We start from the raw sequence: 15697 nt of genomic DNA, 5'->3' as shown, positions 1-15697 counted from the left end.
TCCCGTCAGTCGCTGGCGAGCTTGGAATCGTGGGAGACTTCGCTGCGATCACGATCGAGGAAATAGACCGCGACGTCGTCGCCGGGCACGCCATAGGCGCTGCAGACGCCACGGGTCAGCGCCATGGCGGCGGCGCGGCGTTCGGCCTCGCCGCGGCGGAACGCGTGGACCTTGAGCAGGATGCGTTGGCCGGTGGCTTGCGCGCCAAAGACGCCGGCATGCGCGTAGTCGTCCGGCGCAATGGGCAGGAAATAGACCGTCACCGTATCAGCGGTGACGCCGAACGCCGACATCAGGCCGTCGGTCACGGACCGCGCCAGCGCGGCCTTGCGCTGGTTTGGGACTTGCGGGGCGAGCACTTCGACATAGGGCATCGATCAGACCTTCGCGGACCTGGCCGCAGACGATTTGGATGAAGACGATCTGGACTTCGCGGATTTCCCCGGGACCGGGGCGTCGATCTGGCGGCAGGAGTCGCGCTTGATCAGCCGGGCGCCGACGCGATATTCGCGAACACCCTCACGGTCGTTGCCTTTGGCGTCCATGCGATGCAGCAGCCGGTCGACGGCGAGATTGGCGAGATCACGTGCGCCGTTGTCGACGATGCTGATGGAGGGGCGATGCCATTCGAACCAGGGCATGTCCTCGTAGCAGAGCAGCGAGATATCGGCGGGAATGGCGATGTTCCGTTCCGCGGTGACGCGCAGCACACCGAGCGTTGCCTCGTGATTGGCGACGAAGATCGCGCTCGGCGGGCGGGGAAGGTCGAGCAGCCTGCGGGCGCACGTCGCGCCGGTCTCGGGCACGAAATGGCCGGCATGAATCAATGTGTCGTCCCTGGCGATGCCGGCCTCACGCAGCGCGCGGACATAGCCGGACAAACGTTCGCGGCCGGACGTCGTGTCCTGGCGGCCGACGATCAGCCCGATGCGCTTGTGGCCGAGCTCGATCAGGTGGCGCGTGCCCAGATAAGCGCCTTGCGGATCGTCCGCGAGCACGGTCTCGAGATCGGTTGCGTCATCGCGCCGCACCAGGCAGACGATGGGCACGTCCTTGGCCAGCGCCTTGAGCTGCGCGCCGTTCTTGCCTGTCGGCACCACGATCAGCCCGTCGATGCGGTGATCGACCAGCGTGGTGAGCGTGTCGCTCTCCTGCTGCGGATCGTCGCCGCCGATGCACAGAAGCATCTGATAACCCAGCGCCTTCAGGCGCGCCTGCACCACTTCGGCCATCACCTGGAACGAGGCGTTGGTGAGATTGTGGACGAGAAGCGCCACGAGGCGCGACTGCCCGGTCTTGAGGCCCCGTGCGATCGGGTTCGGCCGATAGCCGAGCCTGCGCGCGATGCGCACCAGGCGCTGCTGCGTGCGCTCGCTGGTCAGGCCGGTTCCCGTCAGCGCCCGGGAAGCAGTGCTGACCGAAACGCGGGCCGCCTGTGCCACATCTTTGAGCGTGACGCTCATCCAACCTGCCGATAGACTGCAAACGATTGCAGAAACGCTATGAGCTTATTCCACGCGGATCAAGCTCAAAAAATGGATGGTGTTGCCCAATGCAGAGCCATTTGTGCAAACGATTGCATAAATCATGCGGATATTCCGCAGACGGCACTCATCGCCTGAATTCACCCGAGCACCCGGCAGTTCCCTGATGAAGACGTTCCGCGGCACCTACACTGTCATGATCACCCCGTTCACGGCAGCGAGCGAGGTCGATGTCGCGGCATTGCGCGCCTTCGTCGACTGGCAGATCGCGGAGGGCATTCATGGGTTGATCCCGCTTGGCTCGACCGGCGAGTTCCTCTCCATGGACGATGACGAGAAGGCGCTGGTTGCGGAGGTTGTCATCACCCAGGCTGCGGGGCGCGTGCCCGTGCTGATCGGTACCGGGGCGGAAGATACGCGTGAGGTGGTGCGCCTCAGCCGTCGTGCCGAAAAACTGGGCGCCGACGGCGTGATGATCATCCCGCCGTTTTATTCGACGCCGACCGACGACGAGCTCGTCCATCACTACAAGACGGTGGCCGACGCGATCGCGCTACCGATCATGGTCTACAACAATCCGGCAACCGCCAATGTCGATCTCAAGCCGCCTCTCGTGGCGAGGATCGCCGAGATCGACAACTGTCTCTATATCAAGGAGTCGACGCTGGAGGTGACGCGCGTGCGCGACATCATCCGCCTCTGCGGCGACAGGATGACGGTGTTCGGCGGCATCCTCGGCTTCGAATCCTTCGTCGAGGGAGCACAGGGCTGGGTAGCCGTGGCCTCCAATGTCGTGCCGTCCGAGATGGCGCGCATCTTCAGCCTTGTCGCCGACCACGGCGCGATCAAGGAAGCGCGCGAGCTCTATCTCAAATACCTGCCGGTGATCGAATTCGTCGGCGGCCAGGCCTATGTCGCCGGCAGCAAAGCGCTGCTCGGTCATATGGGTTTTGCAGCCGGCAATCCGCGCCCGCCGCGCCTGCCGCTGCCGGCAGCACAGGACGCTGCCGCGCGTGCCCTGGTCAAGACGTTCGATCTCGCGTGGCGCAGCGCGCCAATTGCGGCTGCCTGAACTGAGGTGTGAACGGATGAACCTGCTCGACGGCGTCAAGATCCTCAGCTTCAATCATTACCTCGCAGGCCCGCTGGCCGCGCAGACGCTGGCCGATCTCGGCGCCGACGTCATCGCGGTCGAGCCGATCGAAGGAGCGTTTCAGCGCAACTGGGCGGTCGCCAACCACTTCGTCGCAGGTGACAGCGTCAATCATCTGGCCACGGGGCGGAACAAGCGAAGCCTCGCCGTCGATCTCAAGCATCCCGACGGCATCGCTGCGGTGAAGAAGCTGGTCGCGACCGCCGACGTCGTGATGGAGAATTTCCGTCCCGGAACCATGGCCAAGCTCGGTCTCGGCTACGACACGCTCAAGGCGATCAATCCCGGCCTAATCTATGCCGTGGCAACCGGCTTCGGATCGGAGGGGCCGTACAAGGATCGCCCCGGCCAGGATCTGCTGCTCCAGGCGATGTCGGGTCTTGCGATGCGGACGGGGCGGGCGGACGGCGAACCGACGGCGGTCGGCGCCGTCATCGTCGATCAGCACGCCGCCTCGCTCTATGCCATGAGCATCCTCGCGGCGTTGTTTGCAAGAACCAAGACCGGGAAGGGCCAACTCGTTGAGGTCAACCTTTATCAGGCCGCCCTCGATCTCCAGGTCGAGCCGCTGACCGCCTGGCTGAACGGCGCGCCGTCGCCGACCTCGCGCGGTCCGGCCGGCATCGCGGCGTGGTTCAGCCCCGGACCTTACGGCATTCACGCGACGGCCGACGGTCATCTCGCGATTTCCATGGCGTCGCCCAAGGCGCTCGCGGTCGCGCTCGACAGCGAAGCGCTCGAGCAGTTCGGCGATACCGACAGCTTCTCGAAGCGCGAAGAGATCACGCGTATCGTGGCGGCGCGGCTGAGGCAGAAGCCGACGGCGGAATGGCTGCCCGCGCTGGAAGCCGCGCGGGTCTGGCACGCGCCGGTGCAGGATTATCGCGACCTCGAGACCGATCCCCAGCTCAACCACCTTGGCGTGTTCAAGAGCGCCGAGAGTGCAGGGGGCGCGCCGATCCGCATGGTCGCGCACCCCGCGCGCTATGACGGCCGGACGCCCGAGGTGCGGCTAGTGCCGCAGCGGCTGGGTGCGCAGACGCGGGAGGTGCTCGGCGAGATCGGCTACCGCGCCGCGGAGATCGACGCGATGGTCGCCGGCAAGGCCGTGGGAGTGGCGCGATGATCGATTTCTCTGTCCCCGAGGAGACACGCCTGCTGGTCGACACCGTCCGCCGTTTCGTCGAGACGGAGGTGCAGCCGCTCGAAGACGTTGTGGAGCAGACGGCTACGGTGCCGGCGGATGCGCTGGCGATCACCAAGGCCAAGGCGCAGAAGCTCGGCCTCTACGCCATGAACATGCCGGCTGATGTCGGCGGCGGCGGGCTGTCCTGCGTGGAGCATTGCCTGGTCGAGGAAGAATTCGGCAAGACGTCGGACGCGCTGATCCGCCGTGTGTTCGGCCAGGTCTATCCGATGCTGATGGCCTGCAAGGGCGATCAGGTCGAACGGTACCTGCTGCCGACGGTGAAAGGCGACAAGATCTGCGCCATGGCGATCACCGAGCCGGGCGCCGGCTCCGACGCGGCGTCGATTAGCACTACGGCCCATCTAGATGGCGATGTGTGGGTGCTCAACGGCACCAAGCATTTCATCAGCGACGGCGACATCGCCGACTATGTGATCCTGATGGCGCTGACCGACAAGGACAAGCGTGCCCGCGGCGGGATCACGCTGTTCCTGGTCGATCGTGGCACGCCAGGCTTCAAGGTCGCGCGGACCCAGCCGATGATGGGCCATCGCGGCTACGGCCATGCCGAGCTGAATTTCGAGGACTGCCGCATCCCCAAAGCTGCCGTGCTCGGCGAGGTCGGCGGCGGCTTCAAGCTGATCATGCAGAGCGTGCTGCAGATCCGCCTCGCCCATATCGGCGCGCGCGCCGTGGGCATGGCGCAGCGCGCGTTGGAGATGATGCGCAGGCATGCCGGCGAGCGGCGCCAGTTCGGCCAGCTCATCGGCGAATTCCAGATGGTGCAGAAGCTGATCGCCGATTCCGCCGCCGAGATTTTTGGCGTGAAGATGATGGTGATGAACGCCGCCTGGGACATCGACCAGGGCAAGGATGCGCGCGACAAGGTCTCGATGATCAAGGTCGCGGCGTCCGAGATGCAGGGCCGCGTGGTCGACCGCGCCATCCAGGTGTTCGGCGGCATGGGCTTCAGCAAGGACCTGCCGCTGGAGCGCATGTATCGCGACGCGCGCGTCACCCGCATTTATGATGGCACCTCCGAAATCCACCGCATGCTGGTTGCGCGCAGCACCATCAAGAACGGCTTGCAGCTCTAGGAAGAGATCATGTCTCACGCACCTCTCAAGCCCGGCGCTGCCTTCGCATTTCGCAAGACCATGACGGTGGCCGAGCAGGCGATGTTCACCGGCATCAGCGGCAATCTCGGCGGTCTCTATGTCGATGCCGTCCGCGCCAAAAAGGCGGGCGCCTCCAACATGGTGGCCTTTGAGCTTGCCGTGGGCGGTCTTGCCACCACCTGCCTCAGCCAGCTCGGCGGACCGACGCGACGGATCGGCAGCATCGCGCTGAATTTCGCGGCGCCCGTGATCGTCGGCGAATCCGTCGAGGCCAGGGCGGAGATCGTTTCGGTCGCCGGCGACGACGCAGTCTGCCGTGTCACCTGCACGCTGTCGCCCTCGGGCGCGACCGTGGTGGAGGGCACCGCGACGCTGGTTCCCTTCGCGAAGGCCTGAGCCATGTACGAGCCAAAGTCCTTCGACGATCTCAAGGTGAATGACAGGGTCAGCCTGAGCAAGACCATCACCGAGGCCGATGGCGCGCTCTATATCGCCGCGACCGGCGATTTCGGCCCCGTTCATGTCGACGAGGTCTATGCCGGCGCGACCCGCTTTGGCCGTAGGCTGGCGCCGGGGATCATGGTCGCGGGCCTCTGCACCAGCATCCTCACCAGCGAGCTGGTCGGCACCATCGGCGTGTCGGTGGAAGACCGCTTCTGGTTCACCGGTCCCGTGTTCTACGGCGACACGCTCACCTTCGACGTCTGGATCGCCGAGCAGCACGACGAGACCCGCACGATCATCTGGGAAGCCAGCGCGCGCAACGAGGGCGGCCTCGAAGTGCTGAAGGCACGCGCGAGCCTGAAATTTCCACGGCAGAAACCGTCATGAGCAAGGCAATCAAGAAACCAGGCTTGCGCGGCGTCACGGTCGCGACCGTGCTGCCCTTCAGGGACGACAGCTCGATCGACTGGGACGGCTACGCCCGCGTGCTGGACTATTGCGCGTGTCCGGACGGCATCGCGGCGGTGTTCGTCAACGGCCATGCCGGCGAGGGCGGGTCGCTCTCGGACGACGAACGTCAGGCGGTGATCGAGCGGACACGCCAGCAGATCGGCGGCAAGCCGCTGCTATCAGGCATCATCGCGCATTCCACCGCGGAGGCGATCCATCAGGCCCAGCTCGCGGAAGCGGCCGGCGCCGATTGCGCCGTGTTGTTCCCGCCCGCGCCGCTCGGCGGCGGTGCCTCGGCGACCTCGCGCGCGCCGGTGGCTTTCGTGCAGGCAGTAAGCTCCGCGATCGGAATTCCCGTGTCGATCTTCCAGTATCCGCTGGCATCCGGATTTGGCTACTCGCCGGAGACGCTGGCCAAGATCGCCGCGCTCGACAACGTCATCGCCATCAAGGAGGGCAGCGACACTATCTTCGCCTATGACGAGAACCGGCGGGCGGTGAAGCAGGCCGACGCTTCCGTCGCGATCCTGCCGTCGAACTTCAACTGGTTCCTGCCGCAGCTCGCCGTCGGCGGCGACGGTATTCTCTCCGGCCTCGTCAGCCTCGCGCCGCATCTGTTCGTCGCGCTGTGGCAGGCCTCGCTCGCCGACGACCTCAAGGCGATGCGCGCCGTCAACGAGCGGCTCTATCCGATCGTCCGCGCCATCTACGGGCCTGCGCCGATCATGGACATGCACACGCGCATGAAGGTGGGGCTGAAGGCGCTCGGCCTGATCCGCAACGCCGATCCGCGGCCGCCGTTGCTGCCGGTTCTGCCCGCGCTATGCGACGCCATCGCAACGACGGTCAGCGCCGCGCGCGCGACCGGCGACATCCGTCTGGCATGAGGGACGTGCCGATGCGGGACGAAGCCTTCATCCATATCGTGCGGGTCGACATCGATCCCGAGCACGAGGCTGCGTTCAACGCCTGGTACGAGCAGAAGCATTTTCCCGATCTGCTCGCCTGTCCCGGCTGGCTCTCGGCAAAGCGCTTCGTCTCGATTGGCGATGGGCCGAAATATGCCGCGATGTACGAAGTCGCGGGGCGATGGGCATTCGAGACGCCGGAGTTCCTGAAGGTGAAGGGTTTTGGTCCGTTCGAATCCCTGGTGAAGAATTTCATGCGCATCCAGCTCAGGCCGATGCCTGGACCGGCTTGAGGGGATCGCTGATGATGCAGCCGGCCGTGTCGAAAAGATCCGGTTGGCCGCATCCAAGAACGTTGAGGGGAAGGCCGGCGAGGATCTGGTTTTTGGCGTCTTACTGGAGGTTCAAAATGTTCTCGACACTGCTTCGCTTGATTGCCGCTATTGCGCTCGTTCTCGCATCCACGGCGGTGCATGCCGCCTGTACGCCAGCGATCACTGACGACAATCTGATCGCGCCCGGGAAATTGCAGCTTTCCATCAACCCGACCAATCCGCCGCAGCAATTCGTCGACAAGGACGGCCAGTTGCAGGGCCTCAACGTCGAGCTCGCCGCCGAGCTCGGCAAGCGGTTGTGTCTTCCGGTCGAACTCGTCCGGATGGACTTTCCCGCAATGATTCCCGCGCTCAACGCGGCACGCATCGACGGCATCGACACCGGCATGTTCTGGACCGAGGAGCGCTCCAAGCTGATGTACATGGTGCCTTACGCCATTCAGGCCATTTCAGTCGTGGTGGCTCCCGACAACGGCACAAAAATTGCTACCGAAAACGATCTGATCGGAAAATCGTCCGCCGTCGAGGTCAGCAGCTACCAGATGAACTGGCTCAAGAAGCTCAGCGATGCCAGCGTGGCGAAAGGTGGAGCCGCCGTCGAGATGCGGACGTTCCCCACCGCGACAAACGTAGTCAGCGCTCTGCTTGCGGGACAGGTCGACAATGCCTTGCTCGTCGATAGCGTGGCGCGCGATCTCACCAGCCGCGGCCGCGTGAAGGAAGTGCTGAGCGGTCTCGGCACCGCGCGCACGACGCTGGGTTTCCGCAACAAGGCGGTGGTCGACGCCGTCGTCAAGGCGCTCAACGCGATGCGCGCCGACGGCAGCTATCAGGCGCTGTTCGACAAGTTCGGCCTGACCAGCATGCCGGCCGACCGGCCGCTCGCAATCGCCGGCCCCGGTCCGGCCTGATACCCTACGGAGACCAGCCGATGAGCCATTTCAGTCCGACGGCCGCCGTCAGCTACTTCTTCAACTACTTCCTGATGAAGGGAGTGCTCGTCACCATCGGCCTGACGGTGGCGGCGGTGGTCGGCGGATTGATCCTCGGCATGGGCATCGCGTTGCTGCGCATGTCGTCCAATCCGGTGCTGGCGGGTGCAGCACGCTTCTACATCTGGTTCTTCCGCGGCACGCCGTTGCTGATCCAGCTCGTGGTGATCTACAGCGGCTTGCCGCAGCTGGGGATCAAGTTCAGCGTGATCACCTGCGCGCTCGTCGGGCTCATCCTCAACGAGGCGGCATATCTCGCCGAGATCGTGCGCAGCGGCTTCATGGCGGTATCGGCGGGTCAGCGCGAAGCCGCCTGGGCGCTCAGCCTGTCGCCCTGGGTCACGTTTCGCCGCGTGACCCTGCCGCAGGCGTTCCGGCTGATGATCCCGCCGCTCGGCAACTCCATCAACTCGCTCTTGAAGGCGACCTCGCTCGCCTCCGTGATCTCGGTCGAGGAGCTCATGCGCCGCAGCGACATGCTGATGCAGGAGCATTTCCAGATCCTCGAAGTCTATGCGGCGGCAACGGCGTATTACCTGATCCTCACCTCGGTCTGGGATGCGGTGCAACGACGGTTGGAAAAGCATTTCGGTAGATCGAGTGTTGCGAAATCCAGGAAGGTCGCGACGAGGGCGCCGGTCGCACAGGCTAGCGTGGAGGCCCGGGCATGAGCGAGATGTCGATGAATACGGCGAGTGGTGTCGAAGGCGCGATGGCGCAGCCGCAGTTGCGAGAGGTTCCCGCGGTTCGCATGGAGGCGGTCTACAAGCACTATGGCGACTTCACCGCGCTCGACCAGATCGACCTCAAGGTCGCCAAGGGCGAGAGGATCGTGGTCTGCGGTCCCTCCGGCTCGGGCAAGTCGACGCTCATCCGTTGCATCAACCACATCGAGAAGCACGATGAGGGGCTGATCTGCGTCAACGGGATCGAGCTCGATCGGCAGCGCAAGAACATCGACGCGATCAGGCGCGACACCGGCATGGTGTTCCAGAGCTTCAATCTGTTCCCGCACATGACGGTGCTGGAGAACTGCATCCTGGCGCCGATGACCGTGAACGGCATGTCGGAGTCGAAGGCCAGGGACCTTGCCATGCATTTCCTGACCAAGGTCCGGATTCCCGACCAGGCCGAGAAATTCCCCGGGCAGCTCTCGGGCGGCCAGCAGCAGCGCGTCGCCATCGCGCGGGCACTGTGCATGCGGCCGAAGATCATGCTGTTCGACGAGCCGACCTCGGCGCTCGACCCCGAAATGGTCAAGGAGGTGCTGGAGACCATGAAGAAGCTCGCGGAAGAGGGCATGACCATGCTGTGCGTGACCCACGAGATGGGTTTTGCCCGCGAGGTCGCCGACCGCATCGTGTTCATGAACGAGGGCAAGGTGGTCGAGCAGGCCGCGCCGGAAGAATTCTTCAAGCATCCGAAGTCGGAGCGGGCGCGGACGTTCCTCGACCAGATCATCCACTAGCTGGCGATGTCGGCGAAGATGCGGACATTCAGCGACCGCCTGCGCGGCATCCACGCCGCGACGATCGTGCCGATGACGGTCGATTTCGGAGTCGATGAGGCGCAGCTCGCAGCGCATCTCACGTCGGTGGCGTCCACGCCCGGCATCAATGGGCTCCTAGTCAACGGCCACGCCGGCGAGAATTTCGTGCTGTCGCTGGCCGAGAAGCGGCGCGTGGTGGAGCTGGCGCGCCAGCACGCGCCGAAGGACTGCCTGATCGTCTCCGGCGTCAATCATGAATCGAGCCTGGAGGCCGCGCGCGAGGCGGCTGCGCTGGAGCAGGCCGGCGCGGACGGGCTCTTGGTGTTTCCTCCCAACAGCTGGGCGCTCGGCCACGCCGATGAGTGCGTTATCGAGCATCACCGCCACATCCGCGATGCGACGGCCGCGCCGCTGATGCTCTATGCCGCGCCCGTCGGCGCGGGTGCGATGGCCTATGCGCCGCCTCTGCTCGAGCGGCTCGTCGCGGATCCTCGCTTCGTCGCGATCAAGGAAGGAAGCTGGGAGGTTGCGGCTTACGAGCATAATCTGCGGCTGGTCCGCAAGCTGCGGCCGGAGTTCGTCGTGCTCGGCTCGGGTGACGAACATCTGCTGACGAGCTATCTGGTCGGCTCGGCCGGCAGCCAGGTCAGCCTCGCCTGCGTGGTGCCGGAGCTTGTGGTCAGCCTCTGGACTGCCGCGGAAGCCGGCGACTGGGAGGGAGCGCGCGCGGAGCACGAGAGACTGTATCCGCTTGCGGTCGCGATCTATCGCGATGCGCCGGGAGGACGGGCAACGGTGCGGCTCAAGGCCTGCCTGAAACTGCTCGGGCGTCTCTCATGTGACGCGGCGCGGCCGCCACAGCCGCCGGCAACAGCAAACGAGTTGCAGGCGCTCGAACAGTCGCTACGGATCGCCGGCGCGCTCTAAGCCGCGAAGAACGAATTGGCCGGCCGCGCGAGACCGAGATGATCGCGCAGCGTCGTGCCCTCATAGACCGTACGGAACAATCCGCGCTCCTGCAGGATCGGCACCACGAGCTCGACGAAATCGCGAACCCCTCGTGGAAATAGGGCGGCATGACGTTGAAGCCGTCGGCCGCGTGTTCCTCGAACCAGAGCTGCAACGTGTCGGCGATGCGCTCGGCAGAGCCACACAGCACCCAATGGCCGCGGGCGGCGGCGAGGCAGGCTGTTCCAGAGGCGCCCAGGAGCCGATGATCCCGCCGAAAACGCGGTGAAAAACGTGACCACTCTGCGGATCGAAAGCCGCCAAAGAGCCTAACCAACCATCCCTGGCAAGTCCGGCGCGGGCGTTCTTCGATTCAGTTCTCGTTGGTGGCGGGTCGTCTCAATCTGAAGATTTGTCTGATTTTGAGCAGGCCGTTCACCGTCTATTGAAGTTTTGGCCCATCCCCGCGGAAGATGGACCCAGATGCTTCTCGTTGTGGCAAACGTGAACGGCATGGCTCTCTCATGTCTCCCAGGTTTTTTTGTTCCACTTGCATGGGACGCACGTTCAGGCGAAGGAATAGTCCTTTGCAAATGGTCAGCCGCCAACGAATATCTTGATATCATCGAATGGTACGGACAGAGGTCAATGCATTGAAATTGCAAGCCTATCGCTTTTCCGTGGCTCCCATGATGGACTGGAGCGAGAGTTCAAGATTTTCAATGCGTTAGAGGGCGGCGTGTGCACGACGTGTGCACCGGGAGATCAAGGAAGATCTTGCGACAGCTAATGTGAGCAGGCCTTCGGCACTGGGCTTGCGCCGCTTCAGACAGCGCGCTCGCCAATGGTTGATCCAATCAAGAATTGAAAATTCTTGCGGCATGGTTCAGCCAATAGGTTGGCGCGCGGCAGTGCCCGGGTCATCTGTTGTCAGTGAGCTTCAGAAAGCCGTTGATCCTGATCTCGTTCCACACCTTTTCCTTGAAGAACGGATCCCCTTGGTTGAACCGGCGGACCATCTCGATGTCGTCGGCCTCGACGAGCTGCATGCTTCCAATCCGCGTTTCGCCGTCCGCGGCCAAAATGGGTCCCGCAATAACGATCTTCATCGGGCTCGCTTGTAGGTAGGCCTTGTGCTTGTCGTATAGTGCGAGCCGTCGGTCGACGGAGTCGGGATAGTCGAGGCAGTGAATGGCGAAGAGCATCGCTGTGGGCCTTTCTGTTTGTGGTGGCGTAGGACCTGAAGGGCGAGTCGCTACACCGAGATCGCCGAGCGTCGGTCATCGAGGATCATCGAAGCTCCTTTCTCAGCGATCATGAGTGTCGGGGCGTTGGTGTTGCCCGAAGTAATCGTCGGCATGACGGAAGCATCGACAATTCTGAGGCCGTCTATGCCGTGTACACGGAGGCGCTCGTCCACGACCGAATTCCGGTCCTGACCCATTCGCGCTGTGCCAACCGGATGGAAAATTGTTGTTGCTATGTTTCCAGCGGCAAGCGCGAGTTCCTCGTCGGTATCGAGATGCGCGCCTGGCAAGACCTCCTCCGGCATGTACGGCTTAAAGGCATTCGTCGCCATGATCCGCCGAGTAAGTCGGACGGCGTCCACGGCGACCTGGCGGTCACGCGGATGATCGAGGTAGTTTGGTCGAATCGAAGGATGATTTCGGAAGTCTGGCGATACGAGATGCACCGAGCCCCTGCTTGCCGGTCGCAGGTTGCATACGCTCGCGGTAATGGCTGGGTAGCGATGAAGGGGCTCTCCGAAGCGATCCAAGGAGAGTGGCTGAGCATGGTATTGTAGATTCGGCATTTCCTGAGACGGATCTGACTTTGCAAAGGCACCAAGCTGGCTTGGCGCCATGCTCATGGGACCCCGCCGCAAAAAGGCATACTGCAGCGCGATGCGCGCCTTGCCGCTTAGCTTCGAGGCTAAATGGTTCAAGGTCAGGGCATTACTCACCTTGTAAGTGAGTCGCACTTGAAGATGGTCTGAAGGTTTTCGCCAACGCCGTGCCGATCGAGCACAACGGGGATCGCGTAATTCTGGAGGCGGGCCCCTTGGCCCACGCCCGAAAGCTCGAGAAGCTGGGGGGATCCAATCGCGCCCGCGGCAAGGATGACCTCGCCGCCGTCATTGAGGTGCGCGATGACATCGGTATCGGATTGATCGAAAGCGACGCCCGTTGCTTGCCCGCATCGAAATAGTATCCGTTTCGCATGCGCGTGTGTGACGACGGTCAGGTTCGATCGATTCCTCGCCGGTCTGAGGAAGGCCTTGCTTGCGTTGACGCGAACGCCGCGACGTTGATTGACCTGAAAGTAGCCGACCCCCGAGTTGTTACCCCTGTTGAAATCAGCAGTTGCGGGGATTCCAACCTCGACGCAGGCATCCCGGAAAACGTCAAGGATCGGCCAATGGAGGCGCTGCTCCTCGATGCGCCACTCGCCTCCGGCATGATGTTCATCGTCCTCGCCGTGAACGAAATCCTCGTGCCGCATGAAATAGGGCAGAACGTCTTTCCAACTCCAGCCGGCGTTTCCCAGCTCGCTCCAGAGGTCGTAGTCCCGAGCCTGTCCTCGCATGTAGACCATGGCATTGATCGATGAGCATCCACCGAGCACCTTGCCGCGCGCGTAACCGATCTGGCGTCCGCCCAAGCCGGCTTCGGGGTCCGTCTTGTAGCACCAGTCGGTTCGCGGGTTGTTGATGCAATATAGATATCCGACCGGGATGTGGATCCAGAGGTAGTCGTCTTTGCCTCCTGCCTCCAGCAGAAGAACGCGGTGCTTGCCGCTTGCGGTAAGTCGGTTTGCAAGGAGACAGCCAGCGGTTCCCGCGCCGACGATGATGTAGTCGTAGAATCCGCTGTTCTCGGCCAACTGTTTCCTCCGGCTCATTGGGTGCTGTGCAGTTTTCAGCGTTGACACCTCCGTGACGGCGGGAGAGCCCGCCGTCACGGCGGATTCACGGTACGAGGATGAGTGAGCCTGCAGTCTTGCGGCCTTCGAGATCGCGGTGGGCCTGCGCCGCTTCCCGAAGAGGATAGGTCTTCGTCTCGATTGCCTTTAAATGTTCGAGGCGGATCGCCTCGAAGAGGGCGTCCGCTGCGGCTTCGAGTTCTTCGCGCTTGGCTGTATAGTGGGCGATTGACGGTCGGGTGACGAAGAGTGAGCCTTTGGCGCCGAGTTGAGCGAGATCAAGTGGAGGGACGTGGCCAGAGGCCGTTCCGAAGCTGATCAAGATGCCGCGGGGACGGAGAGTATCCAGGGAGCCTGCGAAGGTATCCTTGCCGATAGAATCGTATACCGCTGAGACTCCCTCACCCCTAGTGATGTCGCGGACTCTCTCCGTGAAGTTTTCCTTGGTGTAGATAATTGTATGATCATATCCGTTGGCGCGTGCGAGCTTGGCCTTCTCTTCCGAGCTGACGGTCCCGATAACCGTTGCGCCGATATGCTTGAGCCATTGGCCCGCGATGAGTCCGATCCCGCCTGCTGCGGCATGGAAGAGGACGGCGTCGCCTTTTTTCACCTCGTGACAGCGGCGGATGAGATATTCGACGGTCAGTCCCTTGAAAATGAGGCTCGCAGCGACTTCGGTCGGAATGTCGTCGGGCAGCTTGAGAGCGCGAGCGGCCGGAACGTTGCGGGCTGAGGCATAGCCGCCTGGGGGGCCGCCGACATAGACCACGCGGTCACCAGGAACGAAGTTCTTGACGTTCTCGCCGACAGCTTCGACGATTCCAACGCCTTCGACGCCGACACCGCTCGGCAAGGGCAGCGGGTAGAGACCGCTCCGATGGTAGATATCGATATAGTTGACGCCGATCGCGCGCTGAGTGATCTGGATCTGATCGGCTGCCGGTTGCTGAAGTTCTTCCGTCGTCCATTCGAGAACATCCGGAGAACCAACCTTCGAGAATTTCAGTGCATGTGCCGTCACTGGCATTCGAGTTCCCTTTGATTTGGAAGAGGAGAGTTCGGCGAACTCTATCCAAACCCCATCAAAGGAGAGCCAGCACCAATATTGCAGAGTGGTTTTTCACAATTGGAAATTTGCCTGCCGGCCTTATTGGAGGGCCGTTGGCCTAGCCGGAACTGACAGGAGCCTCGGGCCCGGCTATGTTCATTAATTGCGGCGCAGCATCGGTGATCGTCTCTGCGACGTGGTCGGCGAGAGAGCGAACGCGGGTCAAAGCGTGGGATTCCGATTGCTGCAGCAGCCAAATGTCGGAAATGAAAGGCGGCTCACTCTCAAGCACACGTACTAGGCCAAGTCGATTGGCGATGAAGGCAGGCAACACGGCCAAACCAAGGCTGGCTTCCGCTGCGACCAGTTGAGCGCCCATCGTATGGGCACGAAATACGAAGTTCGGTTCAGGAGCGATGTCCGACAACCAGCGTGCCAGCGGGAGAAATGCCAGGACAGGATCCCATCCGATCAAGCGATGCTTTTCGAGGTCTGCTGCCGTTCGGGGGACCCCGTGGGCTTCGACGTAGGCGCGCGAACCATACAATCCCAGCGCGATGCTTCCGATGCGGCGCACCAGGTAGTCGCCTTGCGTTGGCCGGACCAGGCGTACCAGGACGTCGGCCTCACGCTGCGAGAGCCGCAGCGGTCGGACGTCGGCTATCACCTCCAGCTGCACTTGCGGATACCGCTGTTGAAATCCGGCAAGCCCTGGGATGATCAGGTGTTGTCCCAGCAATTCGGGGATGGCCAGGCGGACGATACCCGTCAATTGTTCTGATGGCCCCGTGGCGCCTCTCTCCAGCCAGAGCAGTTGGGCCTCCGCCGCTTCTGCAGGAGGAAAGAAGGCTTCGCCGGCTTCCGACAACACATATCCGTCCGGGCGTTTGGCGAACAATGTGGTCTTGAGCGAGCTCTCGAGCGCGGCAATCCGCCGGGCGACGGTGGCTTGGCTCACCCGCAACTCCCTCGAAGCTTCCGTTAGACTGTGCGCTCGCGCCACCGCGAGAAAGTATCGGAGATCGTTCCAATCCAAGCTGGGCTCCTGTTGGACGTCATGCAGGGGCGATTCTGTCTTATCTCCCAGGCTGCGGGTTATGCGCGGCAGCAAAGCCTGACGCTGCTTGCCGCGACCATATCGCGAAGCCGCAAAGCCGTCTCGGAAGATTGGGCTGCCAAAAACAATTGCAACCGAAGGACATGGAGACAATATT

The 15697-nt window shown here is 63.0% G+C and carries 16 protein-coding genes and 2 pseudogenes; 11 read left to right on the top strand and 7 right to left on the bottom strand.

Features of this window, described 5'->3' with window-relative positions:
* Positions 1–5: 5 nt before the first annotated feature.
* Both NLN62_RS44615 and NLN62_RS44610 read right to left on the bottom strand, forming a co-directional pair.
* Positions 6–374 carry a tautomerase family protein gene (locus NLN62_RS44615; RefSeq protein ID WP_254112969.1) on the bottom strand — a complete coding sequence of 123 codons (369 nt, stop codon included), beginning with the start codon at positions 372–374 and terminating at the stop codon, positions 6–8.
* Between the two features lie 3 nt (positions 375–377).
* On the bottom strand, positions 378–1463 hold the full coding sequence (locus NLN62_RS44610; RefSeq protein WP_254112968.1) for a LacI family DNA-binding transcriptional regulator: 1086 nt from the start codon (positions 1461–1463) through the stop codon (positions 378–380).
* 184 nt (positions 1464–1647) lie between these two features.
* Here NLN62_RS44610 and dapA point away from each other — a divergent pair, with 184 nt between their 5' ends.
* The 11 genes from dapA (at position 1648) to NLN62_RS44555 (ending at position 10489) form a co-directional block, all read left to right on the top strand.
* A complete protein-coding gene (gene dapA / locus NLN62_RS44605) occupies positions 1648–2556 on the top strand; it encodes a 4-hydroxy-tetrahydrodipicolinate synthase (RefSeq protein ID WP_254113861.1) in 909 nt (302 codons plus the stop codon).
* A gap of 16 nt (positions 2557–2572) precedes the next feature.
* Entirely contained in the window at positions 2573–3763 is a 1191-nt protein-coding gene (locus tag NLN62_RS44600; protein WP_254112967.1) for a CaiB/BaiF CoA-transferase family protein, read from the top strand.
* On the top strand, positions 3760–4923 hold the full coding sequence (locus NLN62_RS44595) for an acyl-CoA dehydrogenase family protein (protein WP_035664238.1): 1164 nt from the start codon (positions 3760–3762) through the stop codon (positions 4921–4923). Before NLN62_RS44600 ends, NLN62_RS44595 begins: the two co-directional genes overlap by 4 nt.
* A 9-nt stretch (positions 4924–4932) precedes the next feature.
* The gene (locus tag NLN62_RS44590; protein WP_027526584.1) at positions 4933–5340 is read left to right on the top strand and encodes a MaoC/PaaZ C-terminal domain-containing protein; all 408 of its coding nucleotides are present in this window, start codon (positions 4933–4935) and stop codon (positions 5338–5340) included.
* A gap of 3 nt (positions 5341–5343) precedes the next feature.
* Entirely contained in the window at positions 5344–5775 is a 432-nt protein-coding gene (locus tag NLN62_RS44585; RefSeq protein WP_254112966.1) for a MaoC/PaaZ C-terminal domain-containing protein, read from the top strand.
* On the top strand, positions 5772–6725 hold the full coding sequence (locus NLN62_RS44580) for a dihydrodipicolinate synthase family protein (RefSeq protein WP_254112965.1): 954 nt from the start codon (positions 5772–5774) through the stop codon (positions 6723–6725). Before NLN62_RS44585 ends, NLN62_RS44580 begins: the two co-directional genes overlap by 4 nt.
* Positions 6726–6736: 11 nt before the next feature.
* Positions 6737–7039, top strand: a complete 303-nt coding sequence (locus NLN62_RS44575; protein WP_245288183.1) for a DUF4286 family protein — start codon at positions 6737–6739, stop codon at positions 7037–7039.
* A 116-nt stretch (positions 7040–7155) separates the two neighbouring features.
* Positions 7156–7992 carry an ABC transporter substrate-binding protein gene (locus tag NLN62_RS44570; protein WP_027526587.1) on the top strand — a complete coding sequence of 279 codons (837 nt, stop codon included), beginning with the start codon at positions 7156–7158 and terminating at the stop codon, positions 7990–7992.
* Between the two features lie 20 nt (positions 7993–8012).
* A complete protein-coding gene (locus tag NLN62_RS44565) occupies positions 8013–8744 on the top strand; it encodes an amino acid ABC transporter permease (protein WP_027526588.1) in 732 nt (243 codons plus the stop codon).
* Positions 8741–9541, top strand: coding sequence for an amino acid ABC transporter ATP-binding protein (locus tag NLN62_RS44560; protein WP_027526589.1), 801 nt, complete (start codon positions 8741–8743; stop codon positions 9539–9541). The genes NLN62_RS44565 and NLN62_RS44560 overlap by 4 nt, the downstream gene beginning before the upstream one ends.
* Positions 9542–9559: 18 nt before the next feature.
* Positions 9560–10489: a dihydrodipicolinate synthase family protein gene (locus NLN62_RS44555; RefSeq protein WP_254112964.1), complete on the top strand. Its 930-nt coding sequence runs from the start codon at positions 9560–9562 to the stop codon at positions 10487–10489.
* Here NLN62_RS44555 and NLN62_RS44550 read toward each other — a convergent pair.
* The 5 genes and pseudogenes from NLN62_RS44550 to NLN62_RS44530 all read right to left on the bottom strand — a co-directional run.
* Positions 10486–10745: pseudogene (locus NLN62_RS44550) on the bottom strand (nitrilotriacetate monooxygenase); the annotation flags it as partial. The gene NLN62_RS44555 and the pseudogene NLN62_RS44550 sit on opposite strands and share 4 nt — an antisense overlap.
* 685 nt (positions 10746–11430) lie before the next feature.
* On the bottom strand, positions 11431–11715 hold the full coding sequence (locus NLN62_RS44545) for a YciI family protein (RefSeq protein ID WP_027526592.1): 285 nt from the start codon (positions 11713–11715) through the stop codon (positions 11431–11433).
* A 50-nt stretch (positions 11716–11765) separates the two neighbouring features.
* A pseudogene (locus tag NLN62_RS44540) lies at positions 11766–13411 on the bottom strand (GMC family oxidoreductase).
* Between the two features lie 67 nt (positions 13412–13478).
* Complete coding sequence (locus tag NLN62_RS44535) at positions 13479–14462, bottom strand: quinone oxidoreductase (RefSeq protein WP_027526594.1); 984 nt, start codon at positions 14460–14462, stop codon at positions 13479–13481.
* Between the two features lie 139 nt (positions 14463–14601).
* A complete protein-coding gene (locus NLN62_RS44530; RefSeq protein ID WP_063621778.1) occupies positions 14602–15519 on the bottom strand; it encodes a LysR family transcriptional regulator in 918 nt (305 codons plus the stop codon).
* Positions 15520–15697: the final 178 nt, after the last annotated feature.

The sequence above is a fragment of the Bradyrhizobium sp. CCGUVB23 genome, assembly GCF_024199885.1.
GTDB lineage: Bacteria > Pseudomonadota > Alphaproteobacteria > Rhizobiales > Xanthobacteraceae > Bradyrhizobium.
This window is presented reverse-complemented; position numbering and strand designations above follow the sequence as displayed.